13 protein-coding genes are annotated in these 16,528 nt (G+C 52.5%); 3 read left to right on the forward strand and 10 right to left on the reverse strand.

All coding sequences use genetic code 11. The features are described from left to right. Positions 1-32: 32 nt before the first annotated feature. From P40081_RS31165 to P40081_RS31180, 4 genes are all read right to left on the reverse strand, one after another. A complete protein-coding gene (locus tag P40081_RS31165; RefSeq protein WP_042139947.1) occupies positions 33-1,724 on the reverse strand; it encodes a type 2 periplasmic-binding domain-containing protein in 1,692 nt (563 codons plus the stop codon). A 114-nt stretch (positions 1,725-1,838) separates the two neighbouring features. Next, positions 1,839-3,383: a response regulator gene (locus P40081_RS31170; RefSeq protein WP_042139949.1), complete on the reverse strand. Its 1,545-nt coding sequence runs from the start codon at positions 3,381-3,383 to the stop codon at positions 1,839-1,841. Positions 3,384-3,386: 3 nt separating this feature from the next. Beyond that, a complete protein-coding gene (locus tag P40081_RS31175) occupies positions 3,387-5,210 on the reverse strand; it encodes a cache domain-containing sensor histidine kinase (protein WP_042139950.1) in 1,824 nt (607 codons plus the stop codon). Positions 5,211-5,230: 20 nt separating this feature from the next. Beyond that, complete coding sequence (locus P40081_RS31180) at positions 5,231-6,772, reverse strand: response regulator (protein ID WP_042139952.1); 1,542 nt, start codon at positions 6,770-6,772, stop codon at positions 5,231-5,233. Positions 6,773-6,983: 211 nt separating this feature from the next. Here P40081_RS31180 and P40081_RS31185 point away from each other — a divergent pair, with 211 nt between their 5' ends. Both P40081_RS31185 and P40081_RS31190 read left to right on the forward strand, forming a co-directional pair. Further along, positions 6,984-7,334, forward strand: coding sequence for a Na-translocating system protein MpsC family protein (locus P40081_RS31185; RefSeq protein WP_042139953.1), 351 nt, complete (start codon positions 6,984-6,986; stop codon positions 7,332-7,334). Between the two features lie 153 nt (positions 7,335-7,487). After that, entirely contained in the window at positions 7,488-8,042 is a 555-nt protein-coding gene (locus P40081_RS31190; protein ID WP_042139954.1) for a UbiX family flavin prenyltransferase, read from the forward strand. A 109-nt stretch (positions 8,043-8,151) separates the two neighbouring features. On the opposite strand, the gene P40081_RS31195 is transcribed toward P40081_RS31190, so the two are convergent. The 6 genes from P40081_RS31195 to P40081_RS31220 all read right to left on the reverse strand — a co-directional run bounded on the left by P40081_RS31195 (position 8,152) and on the right by P40081_RS31220 (position 15,406). Next, a complete protein-coding gene (locus tag P40081_RS31195; protein WP_042139955.1) occupies positions 8,152-9,543 on the reverse strand; it encodes an ADP-ribosylglycohydrolase family protein in 1,392 nt (463 codons plus the stop codon). A gap of 3 nt (positions 9,544-9,546) precedes the next feature. Further along, positions 9,547-10,503 carry a nucleoside hydrolase gene (locus P40081_RS31200; RefSeq protein ID WP_042139957.1) on the reverse strand — a complete coding sequence of 319 codons (957 nt, stop codon included), beginning with the start codon at positions 10,501-10,503 and terminating at the stop codon, positions 9,547-9,549. Positions 10,504-10,603: 100 nt separating this feature from the next. Continuing rightward, positions 10,604-11,539 carry an ABC transporter permease gene (locus tag P40081_RS31205; RefSeq protein ID WP_042139958.1) on the reverse strand — a complete coding sequence of 312 codons (936 nt, stop codon included), beginning with the start codon at positions 11,537-11,539 and terminating at the stop codon, positions 10,604-10,606. Then, a complete protein-coding gene (locus P40081_RS31210; RefSeq protein WP_039307289.1) occupies positions 11,536-12,582 on the reverse strand; it encodes an ABC transporter permease in 1,047 nt (348 codons plus the stop codon). The genes P40081_RS31205 and P40081_RS31210 overlap by 4 nt, the downstream gene beginning before the upstream one ends. Further along, positions 12,575-14,137, reverse strand: coding sequence for an ABC transporter ATP-binding protein (locus P40081_RS31215; protein WP_039307286.1), 1,563 nt, complete (start codon positions 14,135-14,137; stop codon positions 12,575-12,577). Before P40081_RS31215 ends, P40081_RS31210 begins: the two co-directional genes overlap by 8 nt. Before the next feature lie 132 nt (positions 14,138-14,269). Next, positions 14,270-15,406 carry a BMP family ABC transporter substrate-binding protein gene (locus tag P40081_RS31220; protein ID WP_042139960.1) on the reverse strand — a complete coding sequence of 379 codons (1,137 nt, stop codon included), beginning with the start codon at positions 15,404-15,406 and terminating at the stop codon, positions 14,270-14,272. A gap of 327 nt (positions 15,407-15,733) precedes the next feature. Here P40081_RS31220 and P40081_RS31225 point away from each other — a divergent pair, with 327 nt between their 5' ends. Further along, positions 15,734-16,489 carry a helix-turn-helix domain-containing protein gene (locus P40081_RS31225; protein ID WP_039307282.1) on the forward strand — a complete coding sequence of 252 codons (756 nt, stop codon included), beginning with the start codon at positions 15,734-15,736 and terminating at the stop codon, positions 16,487-16,489. Positions 16,490-16,528: the final 39 nt, after the last annotated feature.

The raw sequence follows: 16,528 nt of genomic DNA on the forward strand, positions 1-16,528 counted from the left end.
CTCCACCTTCTGATCCCGGAAACAGCGTTCCGTTATTTACTCCAGTTCTCAATTCTCCACTTAATCTGCTCATTGATCTTGTCTTCATATGCCTTCACATTAGCCTTTTCGATCTGTCCGGTGTAATCGGTCCATACGGAATCGAAATCTGCCGGGTCGGCAAGGATGGCTTTAGGCAGGAACTTGGTCTGCAGTTCATTCAGTTTGGTACTGGCTATTTTGGCATCCGATCCTTCAATTAAGTCGATGGACCAGGCAGGATAATAGACCGGGTTGGCAGGTGGTTCACTGAAGAAGTCCACGTAAGAGTCAAAGCCATAGGCATCAAGCACTTCCTTGTCAAAAGGCTTCAGACCCGCTTTGTATTCTTCCGGCTGTGCAGCAGCATCCGTTGAGTTGCCGTCACTGAAGCTTCCTTCGGTTTTGGGCAGGTAATCAAACATCGCTTTGGCTTTGTTGGCCAGCTGCCAGGTGGCATCGGCTGCATTGTCACGCTGTTCCTGGGTTCTCATAAATCTGCCGTTCTCCACGATATAATCTTCGCCTTCCACACCCCAGGAGAACGTTTTCTGCCAGTCTTCCTGAATCAGAGTGTCGAGCAGCTTGATGATCTGCACGGCATTTTTGGCATTGATGCTGATACCGAAGCCGTTGTTAAGGTTAAGAACGGCAAGATCGCGGTAGTAGTCTTTGGTTGACTCGTCGTATACGAGCGGAAGACCGACATAGGTGCGTTCAATTTTACCTTGGGTAGTCAGAGAATCCTCAGCAGCGTTGAAGTTCCAGTGCTGGTCGAACATCCCCAGAACGGTTCCGCTGGACAGCTTTGCCATATACTGGTCATAATTCTGTACAAAGGTCTCTTTATCAATCAGACCCTTCTGGTTGATTTCATTCAGCTTCTGGTAGTATTGCTTCGCATAATCTTTATTTGCAAACACTTCAGCTACGCCGTCATTGACAACCACACCGCCATCATTTGGATGGCCGATCAGATGCTGCGGCGCATTGAACAGACCCCAGTTTTTCCAGTCATAGTTCAGGATTTCGAACCCGATCGTCGGGCTTCCGTCGATTTTAGGATATTTCGCCTTATACTGCTCAATCAGGTCAAAGTATTGGTCCAGTGTCTTCACCTGCGGATAGTTGAATTCCTTGAGGACAGCTTTTTGAATCCAGAAGGCAGGTCCCGAATACCAGGAGCTGTTGACCTTACCATTGTATACACCGTAGTTAGGCAGGATATAAATATGGCCGTCGTTCGGGTCCTTCATCATGTTCCAGTATTCGGCATAATGCGCTTTCAAATTTGGCGCATGCTCTTCAATCAGGTCTTCCAGCGGAATATAAGCCCCTGCTGCTGTAAGCTTGGTATTCCCGGTCATGAGATCCGGGTAATCCTGGCCGGCAATCATAACGCCCAGCTTCTGGTTAATGTCACCTGCCAGGAATTCCATATCGAAGCTGGCTCCGGTTTCTTCCTTGATCTTCTTGTAAATTTTGTTGTCCGGTGTCGGCTGTTGTCCAGCTGCCCCAATGAATACGCTTACCTTAAATGGTTCTATCTTTCCTTCCGTGTTAGCTGAAGCGGTTCCTACCGCAGTTGTCTCTTCAGCTTTGCCCGCAGTATTGTTGTTGTTGCCCCCGCAGCCGGATAGCGTAAAGCTTAGGGATAACAGAACAATTAGGGAAAACTTGTACATCGCTTTCGACTTGCCCCCCATAAAGCACCTCCATAATGTGTTGGTCTTTAATTTGTAAGCACTTACATATATGAATTATAGAGGTGATCACCCTGCTAAAATACGACCGAATTAAAGGTATACCCCCATAAAAGTTTAGAACTTTGCATGGCGGTACTCATTCGGGCCCATGTGCATCTCCTTTTCAAACCGTTTCAAAAACTGGCCGTAATTGACATAACCTACACGTTCAGCTATCTCCGAGAGCTTCAGCTTGCTGCCGCGCAGCAGAACCGCCGCCTCCTGAATCCGCAGATGATGCAGCTGCTCATTGAAGGTCATGCCGTTCTTCTTAATCAGCAATTGCCCCAGATAGACGGGATGCAGGAAGAAGACCTCTGCCAGCTTCTGAATGCTCAGACTCTCCTGAAAATGCGCACCGATATACTCGTTAATCTCCTGCACAATGCCATGCGACTTTTGATTCTGCTCACGCATCAAGAGATCAATTGCCATTTCACCGCACATTAATAAGCGGCTGAGCAATTCATCCAGCGGGATCATGGCCTGCTGGATCTCCGCGATTCCAGACCCTGCCGTCCCCTGCTCCCCGCCTCCGTCCTCCGCCCCGGGTGCGAGCTCGGTGATCCGGTACATGAGATGAATCACAATTTTCCGAACCACCTCCGGTGCCACCTGCTGTGCACGGAAGCTGCGGTCTGCTTCCTCCAGCGCTCTGCGGTAACCGTCCGCATCGAGCAGATTAACAGAATCAAGCAGGGCATCCATCAGCCGGATATGGTCATAATGATAGCTGAAGGAATGGCCCTGTATCCCGCGGTAAGCCAGAATCCCGGCATACTCAGGATTATAGAAAAAATGCTGCAAAGCCTCTTTGGCACTGCGGTAACTCTCCGCAATCCCCGGCAGGGAGTCCTCAGGGGCCCCAATGGCCATATAGATCTGTCGGCTGCCATATTCCTGCCGGAGGATATTCAGCCCCTCTTCTATTGTGCCGCCTTCAGGTCTGTTTGCCGGCATACCGTATACAATCCCGAGTATGCCCGCCTCCAGATCCATCATCACCATGGCCGGATAGGCGGCCAGCAGGGCAGCCGCCCTTCCCCGCAGCTCTGCATACAGCTCCGGGACAGTCTGAATCAGACAAAGATTCCAGATGCGGACTCCCTGAAAGCCTGGCATGCGATCCAGCAGCTCCTGAAGCGCCGGATCTGCTTTTTTCCCGTACAACAGTCCTCTAATCAAGGCCACCGCCTCTTCTTCAGAGGCAATCTCATGAATCATTCTGCGGTTCGCTTCCTGTTCCAGCTCCTGATGAATTTCCCGCAATTCCTCGGCAGCCTCCTCCGGAAAGACCGGCTTCAGCAGATAATGGCTGATTCCGTAGCTGATGGCCGTGCGGGCATATTCAAATTCACTGTAGCCGCTCAGAATCACGAACTTGGGTCTGCCGGCATCCTGCTCTTGCCAGGCCTCTATCATCTCCAAACCATTCATGAGCGGCATGTTCACATCTGTAATCACCAGGTCCGGCTCCAGCAGCTTCATCAGCCGCAGCCCCTCCCGGCCGTTGCCGCAGGTTCCGCACAGCTCGAAGCCGAGTTCCTCCCAATCAATCCACAGCTGCATACCTTCAAGGGCGCTCGGCTCATCATCAATTAATAATACTTTGTATTTCACAGGTTACACCTCGCCTTCCAAGGGATGATTCATCTCCAGCAGCCTGAGCGGAATGCCGAAGGTGACCAAGGTCCCCAGACCCGGTGTGCTGGATATCTCGAAGCGCACCTGATCGGCATAATACAGCTCAAGCCTGCGGTAGACGTTGCGGATTCCGATATTGGCCCCGGAGGAGTCCTCCTTGCGGATGGCGAACAGCAGCTCTTTAAGCTTATCCGGCTCTATGCCTTTGCCGTTATCCGATACGCTAATCTGCAGCCGGTTATCCAGCACTGCCGTGCTCACCCGGATAATGCCAAGCCCTTCAATCGTCTGTAATCCATGCTTGCAGGAGTTCTCGACCAGCGGCTGCATGCTCAGCTTCGGAATTTTATATTTCAGTGACTGCTCATCAATCTCAAACACATAGTCGAATTTATCCCTGAACCTGAATTTCTCGATTTTGAGATACATCTCGATGAATGTGATCTCCTCCTGCACCGACACCAGGTCTTCCTTCCAGCTGAGCAACCTGCGCAGCAGCTTCGACAGGCTTTTCACAATATCCGTAACATCGGAATACTTATTCTTGGTACAGACCACCAGAATCGCATTCAGCGTATTGAACAGAAAATGGGGGTTCATCTGGCTCTGCAGGAAGTTCAGCTCCGCCCTGACGCGCTCCATCTCCAGATTCTTGCTCTGGATCTCCAGCTTATACACATCGTTGATCAGCGAGTGGATTCTGGAGGTCATCCGGTTGAAATTGCGGATTAAGCCGCCGATCTCATCCCGCCCCTCATCGATGGTGATCAGCTCAAACTTCTCGTTAGACACCTTTTGCATATGACGGGACAGGCGTTTCACCCGGTAATTGTAAGAGCGCAGCATAATATAGATGAATCCGCTGGTCAGCAGCGTAAGCGTTGTTGCCAGCCCAGCCGCGTACAGACGTATATCCAGAATCGCCTGGGAAATCCGCTCACCCTGGGTGATTCCGGCAATTCTCCAGCCTTTGAGATAGTTGGCCGTACCCACAGGTACTATCCGAACATCCTCCTCCTGACCTTGACCGTTACCCAGCTGATCGAATACGGGATAGGGTTCTTTGGTGAGCCGCTGATAGCCGCTGTCCGCTGACATGACAATCTTGTTCTGCTCATTGATGAGGTAGAGGCTTAAGTAATCCTTCTCCCGGACAATAATGTCATAGATCTCATTAAGATCCAGATCAATGCGCAGCACCTTCTCATACTTATTCAAGTTTCTGTAATTATCCATCGTTTCAACTACACTTAGCGTAGGGATTGACGATGCCAGATTCTTGTTCTCACTCGTCCGGTAGGCAGTCACAAACACCTGGGTACTCGCATTCTTCGCCTGTCTATACCAGTCGCTGGCCCATACCTTGTCATTCATGACCTGGTAATTCCCGCCGGATACAATGGTGCGGTTGTCTGTGTAGATGCTGATCCGCTCCAGCTGGTTGTTAACAGGCATGTAGCTGTTCATCCGGTCCCTCAGCTGTTCGTCGAACATATTATAGAATTCTATGGAATCCGTGTAGGTGCGGTCCAGCATCTCGTACAGATTCTTATCCGTAGACAATGCATAACCGACGGAGACCCCCCCTTCGATGAAATCAAGAATATCCTTGCGCGCCCGCTCCAGGGAAATCTCCAGGTTCTGCTGTTCTCTGGATTTGATAAGATCCGTAATCCGGTCCAGAAATACAAGATTAAGCACCATTATAGGCAGAAGTACACCGACAATATAAATCAGGTAGAACTTGTAATTGAGCGGGATATCGTTAACAATCGTCGTGAATTTGAATCTTTTTCTCCACATGCCTTATGCACCCGGCTTTCTCAGAGCTGCTTGTTCTTATTGGCATTCTTGTAGACTGAAGGTGAAGAACCAACCCTCCCCTTGAACTTGTCGATAAAATAATCCGTATTCGAAAAGCCCACCTGCAGTGCGATATCCGATATCTTGAGCTGGGTGCGCTTAAGCAGTCCCTTGGCCGCTTCAATCCGCTTCTCATTCAGATAATCGCTGAAGCTCCGGCCCGTTTCCTTACGGAACAGCTGGCCCAAATAGGCCGAATTCATATGAAACTGCTTGGCAATATCCTGAAGCTGCAGCTTGCTCCGGAATTCAAGATCCACGTACTGAATGACATTATAGATCGTATTCCCTTCATTATCCGCCCGTAATTCAGCCAGATAAGCCGCTGCCTGCAGGCAGAGCTTGTCCACATACAGACTCAGCCGGTAATAATCCGCGAGTCCGCCCAGATTGCCATACTCCGTCCGCATCGCGTTCATGATTCGGTCGGGATCTCCCTGCAATTCAGCGATGCTACGGCATAAGGTCATCTCCAGATGGGCCACCTCGGCCTGGGCAGCATCGATCTTCAGCGGCTTGGCGGTAATGGCAGCGAACGCTTCCCTGACACAACTCAGAATCTGCCCGGTCTCGCCTGCCTTGACCTTCTCCAGCACACAGGTGAAGTGCCCTTCAGCTAATTCGAGGGACTGGCCCTTTGCTCCCAGGTCGTTATAGTAGAAGATTCCGCCCTTCTCCCTGCGGTACTTCAATCCCCAGACCTCAAGGCTCTGTGTGTACAACTCCTGGATAGAGCGCGCCCCTTTCCGCTTGCCGCTGATCAGTACGGCCACAGGAACGCCAAGCTTCTCCGACTGTGCCCTCTGCACCTGGGCGGCGGCCGCCTCAATGGCTTCGGAGGACATCCCCGCACACCGCACAATAAGACCCGGCCTGCCCGCAGGGTCCTGAAAGACATAGCCAAGCTCACCCGGGAATCCTTCCCCCTCCCCTTCATTCAGGCTCATTGTGCTTGATACAGCAGCAGCAAGGATGCACTGCAGCTCCGTCTCAGGCTGAAGGTCCGTCAGCCTATCCGCTGCGCGCTCCAGCTCTTCGCTCCATTCCCCCTGAATGAACCGGTTGATCAGATTATGGACCAGGAAGTTTTGCTTCTTGCGGCCCTCCTCTCTGGAAGCGATTTCATTTTGGATGATAGCTTTGATCTTCAAGAGCAGCGCCCCGATCTCCTCATCATCGACCGGCTTCAGCAGATAGCCATCCACCTTCTGGCGCAGCGCAGTGCGGGCATAATTGAAATCGTCATATCCGCTCAGAATAACGAATCTGGGCGGGTGATCCATCACTTCCTTCACGGCAGCAATCAGCTCGAGTCCGTTCATTACGGGAAGGTTGATATCCGTAAGCAGCAGGTCCGGCTTATGCTCCTGAATTAACCGGAGTGCCTCCACAGCGCTAAGCGCTTCGGCGCATACTTCGTAACCGGATTTCTCCCAGTCGACCATCGTCCTAAGTCCTTCAAGAACCCACGGTTCATCGTCAACAATCATGACTTTCAGCATGAGCCTCGCTCCAATCCCCGAATCTAAATTTTGTCAGCAAATGAATTACAAATAATGCTAACATACAAGTTCAATGATGTGAATTACAACTTAATCAGATATCGGAGTCACATAAAGTAACATTGGTCATTTACTTTTTGCGGATATTCTCTATAATTAGGGTTAATTTTATTGATTATCCGGCATTATCTCACACAGGGAAGTGATATTCTTGACGGTCCACAATCTTTTAGCCTCCAACGAATTCAAGAAGCGCCTCTCCCGCTGCTACAATGAAGTGCATAGGGAACTGTATGGGGTGGGTGTCACACAGCTGAGAATAGATGCCGCCGGCGAATCGATGATCCTCTTTCTGGTGAAGCATCAGCGGGTAACCGCGCTGCGGGCGCTGGAAGAGAACTATCCCGAGTTGAAGCAGTCGGTGGATGCTGCGCTACATCAAGAGTTCAAGCGGATCTTCCGGAAGAAGCTGGCCGATGAACTGGATATGCCCGTCACCGGTGTACTCCGGGATTATGATCCGGGTACAGGCTGGGCCAGCACTATTATTATCAGTGAATAACAAGTAGAAGCGGCGGCGTCCGGATTGTATTCTGGGTGCGCTGATTAGGCCTAAGGTTTGCCCGATTTCTGTTTACAGACTGAAGGAAGCCGTTGATTAGAGGGATACCCCTCTAGTTCAGCGGCTTCTTTTCATTTCAAAGGAGCTTACGCCATGAAAATTATCGTCGGCATCACCGGAGCCAGCGGCTCCATTTACGCTTATTCCCTGATCCGCAGCCTGCATCAGCTTGGGGCTGAAACCTATGTCATCGCCACAGGTGCCGGAGAGAATGTGATGAAATACGAGTGCGGCGCGGATATGCAGGAGCTTGCCGGATACGCCACCGTGCTGTCCAATACGGATCTGTTCGCACCCGTGGCCAGCGGGTCCTTCAAGACCGACGGGATGGTGATTATCCCCTGTTCAATGAATACGCTGGGAGCTATCGCTAACGGCATGGGGGATACACTGCTTAGCCGGGCAGCCAGCGTAGTACTTAAGGAGAAGCGGCGGCTGATTATCGTTCCGCGCGAAACCCCGCTCCATCTGATTCATCTGGAGAATATGCTGCGGATTGCCCGGGCGGGGGCGGATATCATGCCCGCTTCGCCGGGCTTTTACAATCATCCGACCGAGATCTGGGAGCTGGTGAATTTCATGAATGCCCGCGTCCTCGACGCACTCGGGATTGACCATCAGCTGATGAAGCGCTGGGGGGAAGCTTAGAGGGCCGTGCCGGTCTTCTGCCGAAACAGGGAAGCCCGCAGCCAGTGTGGCATGGCTGCGGGCTTCCCTGTTCTTTTAAGAAAAATAATGTATGAAAGCCAAGCTAATCCTATTCTCCCAGCTCCGCACGGATCTTCAGGAACACCTGATAGCTCCGTTCGGCAACCTCCGAAATCGCAATCGGGTGGAAGCCCGGCAGATCCGCGTACAGCAGATCATTCAGCGGTGCGGTCCAACTGGCGGGAAGCCGGGCTGCGCCCAGCTTCGCTCCCATAATGGAGCCGACTGTGGCACCGTTGCAGTCGGTATCCATCCCGGCAGAGACAGAGGTAACCACGGCTTTCTCAAAGTCATTGCCGCCGTATATAAGCGAAGCTGCAACGATGGCGGCGTTGTTATTGGTATGCACCGGGTCATAATGGCTGAACCGGTCCCATAGCCTGCTGACAAGCTCACGCTCGCTGCCCGCTTCCTGTGCAATGGCTATTCCGGTCCGCACATCCCCGGCCAGTCTGCTCGTCTGAGGAATTTCGCTGAGTCCAATCTCCACAATCCGCTCGTTATCAAGGCCCGCAAACGCAGCAGAGATCATTGCAGCATTGAACATTTCGCCGTAGATCCCGTTCTTCACATGGGAGAAGGAGGCATCCCGCCAGCCCAGCTCCGCCGCAAGCTCGGGGTTCCCGGCCGATCCATAGGCCAAGGCGTCCGCACGGATGGCCGCCCCGATCCATTCGCGGTACGGATTCAGATGCATGCGCACCCGCTCCTGCCGCAGCGGCCAATCCTCCGGCTTCTCACCGTGCAGATGGGAGGTTTCACCGGCAAAGTTCATATAGGCCTGTGTTTCTGCTGTACATACCTGGCTGTAGGTCAGATGCCCGTGCCACAGCTTGCCGATATCCCAGGAATCCCAGTCCAGCCCTTTCTGCTCCAGCAGCATCAGACCGAGGACCGTATAACGGATATCGTCGTCACTCTCCATGTAGCTGATCTTCTCCCGGGTGCTGGTGAATGACCAGTCGCTTAAGCCCAGACCGTATTCCGCCCGGGCCGTAGAGTACTCAGGTGTATACCCTGTAATCGGCCAGGCATCCGCGCCGCGGAACCACAATTCAATGTTCTCCCAGCCGGTACGGCCGTCCTTCCCGTACAGATAATCCCAGTATTCCAGCGGCTTGCCCAGCGCACAGCCTACACTCCGGCCAAGCCACGCTCCATAGAACCTGTCCCTCCACTCTTCCGGTGTCCAATTCACCGTAAGCTTACGCGGACCTCCGGGGCGCAGCCGTCTGATCGACGCCAGATCCGAGGGCTCCTCGTAAGGAAAGTCCGCGGCCACCTGAAGGGCCATCAGCTCCCGGTACACCTCCATGAGCTTGCCCTCATCACTTCCGGCAGCAGCCAGCTTCTCTGCCAGACGGCCTGGCCGGCAGCCTTCCTCTATCCGCTGCTGCAGCTCCAGCCGCACCGTCTCCTGTAGGCGTTCCCAGCCTGCCATCCGCTACAATTCTCCCGCCGCGGGCAGAGGCCCGCGGTCTAACCGCTCCAGTGAATCAAACAGCAGCTTGATAAAGGCTTCACGGTCTACGCCGAGCAGCACCTCTGTATTGGCAGGCTGCTCCGGCTTCTTGCGCCGGTCGGCAACAGTCATCCCCCGGGTCAGCTTGCCTTCGGTTTCCACTGTTACATGCAGATGCTCCGATTCAAAAAGCTCCGGATGCAGCAGCCAGGCAATCGCGCACGGGTCATGCAGCGCATTGCCGATATAACCCATCTTTTTGCCGTAGATCGAATAGAAATCCAGCAGCTCTCCGACCATTACGGATACGGGTCCACGGGTTTTCAGCTCCTGAATCTCCTCTTCAAAAATCGCCGCCTTATCCGTTACATCCAGTCCGCTCATCACAATGGGAATCCCGGATTCAAAGACAATCCGTGCCGCCTCCGGGTCGACATATATATTGAACTCCGCTGTCCGGGTCACATTGCCATAGGCAAGCCCGCCGCCCATCAGGGAGATCTTCTCGATTCTGTCCTTCACTTCCGGATAAGCGGTAATCAGGAGGGCGATATTCGTTAGCGGAGCTGTAGGCACCAGGGTAATCTTCTCTTTGGATGCGCGGATAATCTCCAGCATGAATTCTACTGCCCCTTGCTCCACCGGCTTAAAGCGGCTGGCCGGAAGCGCGGGGCCGTCCATGCCGGACTCCCCATGTGCTGCTTCTCCGGTTACCAGCTTGCCAAGCAGCGGAGCCGCCGCTCCCTTGGCCACGGGAATATCGGCATTTACAAAGCTAAGCACCTTGAGTGCATTATCGGTGATTTTATCAAGAACCTGGTTGCCGCCAACCGTGGTAATGCCCCGGATCTCCAGCTGCCCGGGATGAGCCAGCGCAAGCAGAATGGCAATCGCGTCATCATGCCCCGGATCGCAGTCAATTATGATAGGTGTTGGCATCGTTGTCGCTCCCTTGTAGGTTTAATATTGAAAAGCCGAAGGCAGCCCTACGCTTCTTTTTGCTTTTCGCTAAATTCTTTAGTGCTTCTTATAGATCTATCTATTTGGCAGTCGTCTTAAGCTTCTTGTTCTTCTTCCTTGTCTCCGAAACCGCGTATATAATCAGCCCCACTACCGTCGCCACGTAAGGAAGCGTGGCGATCAGCTCCGCCGGAATCTTCAGCACCTGCAAGGCATTGGAGAGCGCATCGGCTGCGCCGAAGAGCAGCGAAGTTAACGCTGTTCCTACGGTTGTACTCCGGCCCATGGATTCAGCAGCAATCGCAATCCAGCCCCGGCCGGCCACCATATCACGGGTGAACAGCGACAAATAGCCCATCGACATATAAGCTCCGCCCAGACTGGCGAAGAAGCCGCTGAGCAGCAGCGCCGTGTACTGGATCCGGACCACGCTGACTCCAACCGACTGGGCTGCATGCGGATTCTCGCCTACCGAGCGGATACGCAGCCCCAGCGGGGTGCGGTTCAGCAGATAATAGACCACAAGCACAGACAGAATCGAGAAATAAGTCAGAATGTGATGTCCCGACAGAATCGGACCCAGCACCGGAATATCCTTCAGCAGCGGAATCTGCACACTCGGCAATACTTTGCTCGCCAAGGAGGTCGATGAACCCTTGTCCCCGCTGAGCAGATACAGAATAAACACCGTTCCGCCTGAGGCGAACATATTAATCGCCACACCGCCTAGAATGATATGTGTCTTGAATTTCAAGGTGAAAAAGGCCAAAATCCCGGCAATCAGCGTTCCCGACAATACCGCACCCAGCAGCCCGACCCAGGCGCTATGCGTATAGGCGCTGACAATAACACCGGCCAGAGCCGAGACCAGCATAATCCCTTCCATCCCGATGTTGATGATTCCGGCACGGTTCGAGATGAGCGCTCCCAGTGCAGCGAACAGGATAGGTGTTGTCACACGCAGTACAGAGAAGGCAAAATCCGTCGTCAGAATGACATCTAGCAGACTGTTCATGCTTCCTTCGCCTCCTTCAGCAGCATGCGGTTCTTCCAGAACTTGAGGAACTGCTCAGCCGAAATCAGCAGGATAATCACAGCCTGAATGATCGAGATCATCTCGGACGGCACATCGGACAGCCGCGCCATCAGATCGGCTCCAATACGGATATAGGCCAGGAAAAGCGCAGAGACAATGACAGACAGCGGATTGTTCTTGGCCAGCATCGCCACCAGGGCACCATCCAGGCCATAGCCCGGCAAAGACGTCCACTGAAAGCGGCTGTACATTCCGAGTACTTCCACCGAGCCGCCCATCCCGGCAATAAACCCGGCGATCAGATGCACGAGAATGATAACCTTGGCAGTCTTCATGCCCGAGTAACGGGCAAACTCCCGGTTGACGCCTGTCATCCGCAGCTCATAGCCCCATTTGGTCCGGTAGAGGAACAGATGGGCCAGTACGATCAGCACCAATACAATAATAAGTCCGGTATGAATCCGTGTGCCTGCAAAAAGCTTACTCAGTTGCGCAGTTTTCTCGAATTTAAACGAAACGTTGGCGAAGGCCTTGGCATCCCGCAGATGATAGTTCAGCAGGTATAGCCCCACCCCGAACAGGATATTATTGAACATCAGCGAGGTCACCAGTTCATTGGCGTTCCACTTCGCTTTGAGAATTCCGGGAATGGCTGACAGCAGCGCCCCTGTGATAGAGCCTGCCAATATTGCTACCAGCGGATGCAGCCAGCTGTTCAAGCTGAGATGAATCGCCAGTACAGAGGCCACGACACCGGAGAAATAAAAGATCCCCTCTGCCCCCAGGTTGAACATATTGGCCCGGAACAGCAGCGAGACGGCAAGGCCGGTGAACATCAGCGGAATGGCCATCTCAATGACATTGCCGATATGCCCCTTGGTGGAGAACGGCTCCAGCAGGAAAATACCAATCGTCTTGAGCGGCTGGTCACTGACCAGCGAGATGATCAGGAATGCGATAATCAGCGCAATGACAATAACCGCTGCCGTCCGGATTGCCTCAAAATATTTAGCTCTAAACATGATTTAAGGCCCTCCCGGTCTGCTCTTTGTCCTGCCTGTTAATTCCCAGCATATAGAGTCCCAGCTCTTCCTCACTCACGGCAGAAGGATTGTCGAAATACGCAACGATCTGCCCCTCGTACATCACAAGCAGACTGTCGCTCAGCTCCAGAATTTCATTCAGATCCGCCGATACCAGAACTATGGCGCATTTGTCCGAGCGCAGCTCCAGCAGCTTCTGATGAATGAATTGCGCAGCCCCGATATCCACACCCCGGGTCGGCTGCTCAGCGATCAGCAGCTGCGGATTCGTGGAGCACTCCCTTGCAACGACCACCTTCTGCATATTGCCGCCGGACAGCATGCCGACTGGCTGCCGTGTACCGGAGCAGCGCACTTTGAATTCTTCTACCAGCGATGACGCCAGAGCAGCAATTTTGGAGCTGTGGAGAAAAGGCCCCTTATTCATATCCTTCGAACGGTAGCGCGTAGAGATCAGGTTGTCGGCAATGCTGGCGTCTCCGGCGGAGCCCTGCCGCATCCGGTCCTCCGGGATATAAGATACGCCCAGGCTGCGGATGCCCAGAATATCCAGCCCGCGGATATCCGTGCCTTTTACACTAACCGCCCCACTGCCGGAGACGCCGCGCAGACCGCCGGTCAGCGCTTCAATCAGCTGCGTCTGCCCGTTCCCTTCGACGCCGGCGATGCCGACAATCTGGCCTTCGCGGACCGAGAAGCTAATCTCCGCGAGGAGTGCTTTGCCCTGACTGTCCGAAACAGCCAGCTGCTCTACCCTAAGCACCGGCTTGCCGTGCGGAATGCTGTCCTTGTCGTACTTCAGCACGACATCGCGGCCGACCATCAGCCTGGAAATTTCCTGCTCCGTCACCTCGCGGGTCTGGAAGACTCCTTCGCTCCTGCCGCCGCGCATAATGGTAATCCGGTCACAGATTGCTTTAACTTCCTTCAGTTTGTGCGAGATAAACACGATGGTGTGACCCTGCTCCTTAAGCTGCTGCAGCTCATGGAACAGCTCCTCTGTTTCCTGCGGAGTCAGCACGGCGGTCGGCTCGTCGAGGATGAGGATTTTGGCCCCGCGAACCAGTGCCTTCAGAATTTCCACCTTCTGCTTCATGCCGACCGACAGATCCTCCACCTTAGCCCTGGCGTTTACCGAGAGGTTATATTTGCGTGCCGTTTCCTCCGTCAGACGCACCGCTTCACCAGCATTGAAGCCCACACCTTTTCGCGGCTCCATGCCCAGCACCATATTTTCGGCCACAGTAAAAGAAGGCACCAGCATGAAATGCTGATGAACCATGCCGATGCCGCGGTCAATTGCGTCCTGCGGGGACTGCAGCTTCACTTGTTCTCCCCGGATATAGATCGCGCCTTCACTCGGCTCCTCCATCCCAAACATGATTTTCATCAGAGTCGATTTACCGGCTCCATTCTCTCCCGCGATCGCATGGATTTCGCCCTCCCGCAGGGAGAATCCGACATCCTTATTGGCAACAACGCCGTTCGGGTATACTTTGGTGATTCCCCGCATTTCCAGCAGAGCATTTGCCATGGGTCATCAACGCCTTTCAACTTGGGTGGTCTGCAAAAATAGGCAGCTGGAGCTCTCCCAAAGAGAAGAGCCTCCAACTGCAGAGCTGTGTAAGCCAATTTCATTTTATAAAGCTATCTTTGATCAATAATCTTAAGGCTTCACGGCATTGCGGATCGCTTCAACTTCAGCCGTTTCCATGCCCATCGCATTGTCGACGGTAACTTCCTTATTAATCAGCTTCTGCTTCACTTCTTCCACCTTAGCCTGCAGATCAGCAGGGAATACGTCTTTGTAAATGTCATTCTCCGCAATGCCTACGCCGTCTTCAACGAAGCCGAGCACATCACGTTTGCCCATCTCAAGCGTCCCGTCCTGCAGTTTTTTCACTGCGCCGAGAATGGCCGTATCGATCTTTTTAATCGCGGAAGTGACAATCAGGTTTGCTTTTTCACTATCCGTATCTTTCAGCAGCAGCGCCTGGTCCGAATCAACACCGATAGCATATTTAGTCTTTTCCTTGGCTGCATCAAAGATTCCCAGTCCCGTACCGCCGGCTACGTTGAAAATAATATCCACACCCGAGTTGTACTGGATCAGCGACAATTCCTTGCCTTTGGCAGGGTTCACGAAATCTCCGGCATAGGATACCGCTACCTTCACATCCGGATCAACATACTGTGCGCCCTGGATGTAGCCCACCAGAAAAGCATTAATGCCGGGGATATCCATCCCGCCCAGGAATCCGATCACATTCTCCGGGTTGGCATTCGGCATATCAGACTGTGTCGCAAGTGCTGCCGCCGCCCCTGCCAGGAAAGAGACCTCATTGGTCGAATACGACATGTTGTACATATTTTCAGGCGCTTCATCGATATCGGTATCGTAGTTGATGAATTTTTTATCCGGATTCGCCTCAGCCGTTGCATTGAACATTTCCGTAATTTCTGAGCCGCCCGAGATGACAACATCCCAATCCTCAGCAGCAATATCATTAAAAGTAGGTTCCCACTTCGTCTTGTCCGCGCCCATTTCGACCACTTTTGTTTCGGCGCCGAGCTCGTCCTTCACTTTTTGCAGGCCGCTGTTCGCCGCATCAAAAAACGACTTGTCGCCCAGCGTTCCCGGAATAAGCAGCACCACCTTGAGCTTGTCCCCTGCAGCAGCCTCTCCGCCTTCAGCATTTGTTCCGGAGTTGACCGCATTACCATTGCCGGACGTGTTGTTTCCGCATGCAGTGACCAGTACCATAACCGCCATCAGCAATAAAGCGAGCATCTTCTTTTTCATTTTCTAAGTTCACACCCCTGTTTTGTAATAGATCAACGCTGATAAAATAGCATAAAGTTCCAATTACACGTTTTGTCTAACGGGTAGCATCGGGCAGCATGAATAAAAGACTGTTTAAATTCTGAAAACAAGCAATTTACCTTGAAAACCAAACATTTCATGTTACATTTCTCGAAAAAACCGCATAAATCCGAACAAGATGGCCAGTCCAGTTGAGAATCTTCGGTTTAATTGATAAGATCATAACAAAAGAAAAGATAAATATTTATATATTTTCGGTCATCTTTTTGTACGATTCGGCTAAATGACGATAAAGGGAGGCTCATCATGGACCGTGTTCTATATATTGTAAATGCAGAGCATGAAGCAAATACGTATATCCCTCCGCATCAGCATGAATGTTTCGAGCTTGTGTATTATATCCATGGCCAGGGAACCTGCAGCATTGGACCGCGCAGCTATCATTTCCGGCCCTTCACCTTTGGCCTGATTCCGGCAGGTTTCAAGCATGACGAGAATCATCAGCCCAGCCCGGAGGTGCTGTTCGTCGGCTTCCATTGCGGCAATCCGATTATCAATACGCTATCCGGCGTTTTTGACGATGATAAGGAACATACCGTACTGCAGACCCTGCAGCGGATGAATGCGGAATTCAAGCGCAAGCGTGACGGGTTCGCCGAGCTGCTGAATCTGCAAATGAGCGAAATTACCGTGTATCTGCAGCGGCTGCTCGCCGCCTCGGATTTCCATTCCCCGGCAGAGGATCAGATGCAGTATGTGCTGAATTATATGAATGAGCATTACCGCCATAAGCTCTCCGTGTCCTCTCTGGCAGAAATGTCCGGTTATAGCTACGACCGCTTCCGGCATCTGTTCAAGGAAAGATTTGGACATTCCCCGCACCGTTATCTTGTACTGAAGCGCCTGGATTATGCCAAATCTCTGCTGCTGCATACCCAAATGCATATTTCGGAGGTCTCTTCCGCTGCCGGATTCGTCAATGATGCCCAATTCTGCAATATGTTCAAAAGAGAGAGTGGACTCTCACCGCGTACTTTCCGCATCAGAAGTAAGGTCATGTAATATAACATTAGTCATTTACTTTTCGCTTTTTTTCACTAT

Origin of the sequence: Paenibacillus sp. FSL P4-0081, assembly GCF_000758565.1 — a bacterium.
GTDB lineage: Bacteria > Bacillota > Bacilli > Paenibacillales > Paenibacillaceae > Paenibacillus_AQ > Paenibacillus_AQ phytohabitans.

Bases quoted from the DNA above. Each gene is read 5' to 3' on its own strand.
- P40081_RS31165 (WP_042139947.1), bottom strand. From the start codon at position 1,724: ATGGGGGGCAAGTCGAAAGCGATGTACAAGTTTTCCCTAATTGTTCTG.
- P40081_RS31175 (WP_042139950.1), bottom strand. From the start codon at position 5,210: ATGTGGAGAAAAAGATTCAAATTCACGACGATTGTTAACGATATCCCG.
- P40081_RS31180 (WP_042139952.1), bottom strand. From the start codon at position 6,772: ATGCTGAAAGTCATGATTGTTGACGATGAACCGTGGGTTCTTGAAGGA.
- P40081_RS31190 (WP_042139954.1), top strand. From the start codon at position 7,488: ATGAAAATTATCGTCGGCATCACCGGAGCCAGCGGCTCCATTTACGCT.
- P40081_RS31195 (WP_042139955.1), bottom strand. From the start codon at position 9,543: ATGGCAGGCTGGGAACGCCTACAGGAGACGGTGCGGCTGGAGCTGCAG.
- P40081_RS31200 (WP_042139957.1), bottom strand. From the start codon at position 10,503: ATGCCAACACCTATCATAATTGACTGCGATCCGGGGCATGATGACGCG.
- P40081_RS31205 (WP_042139958.1), bottom strand. From the start codon at position 11,539: ATGAACAGTCTGCTAGATGTCATTCTGACGACGGATTTTGCCTTCTCT.
- P40081_RS31210 (WP_039307289.1), bottom strand. From the start codon at position 12,582: ATGTTTAGAGCTAAATATTTTGAGGCAATCCGGACGGCAGCGGTTATT.
- P40081_RS31215 (WP_039307286.1), bottom strand. From the start codon at position 14,137: ATGGCAAATGCTCTGCTGGAAATGCGGGGAATCACCAAAGTATACCCG.
- P40081_RS31220 (WP_042139960.1), bottom strand. From the start codon at position 15,406: ATGAAAAAGAAGATGCTCGCTTTATTGCTGATGGCGGTTATGGTACTG.
- P40081_RS31225 (WP_039307282.1), top strand. From the start codon at position 15,734: ATGGACCGTGTTCTATATATTGTAAATGCAGAGCATGAAGCAAATACG.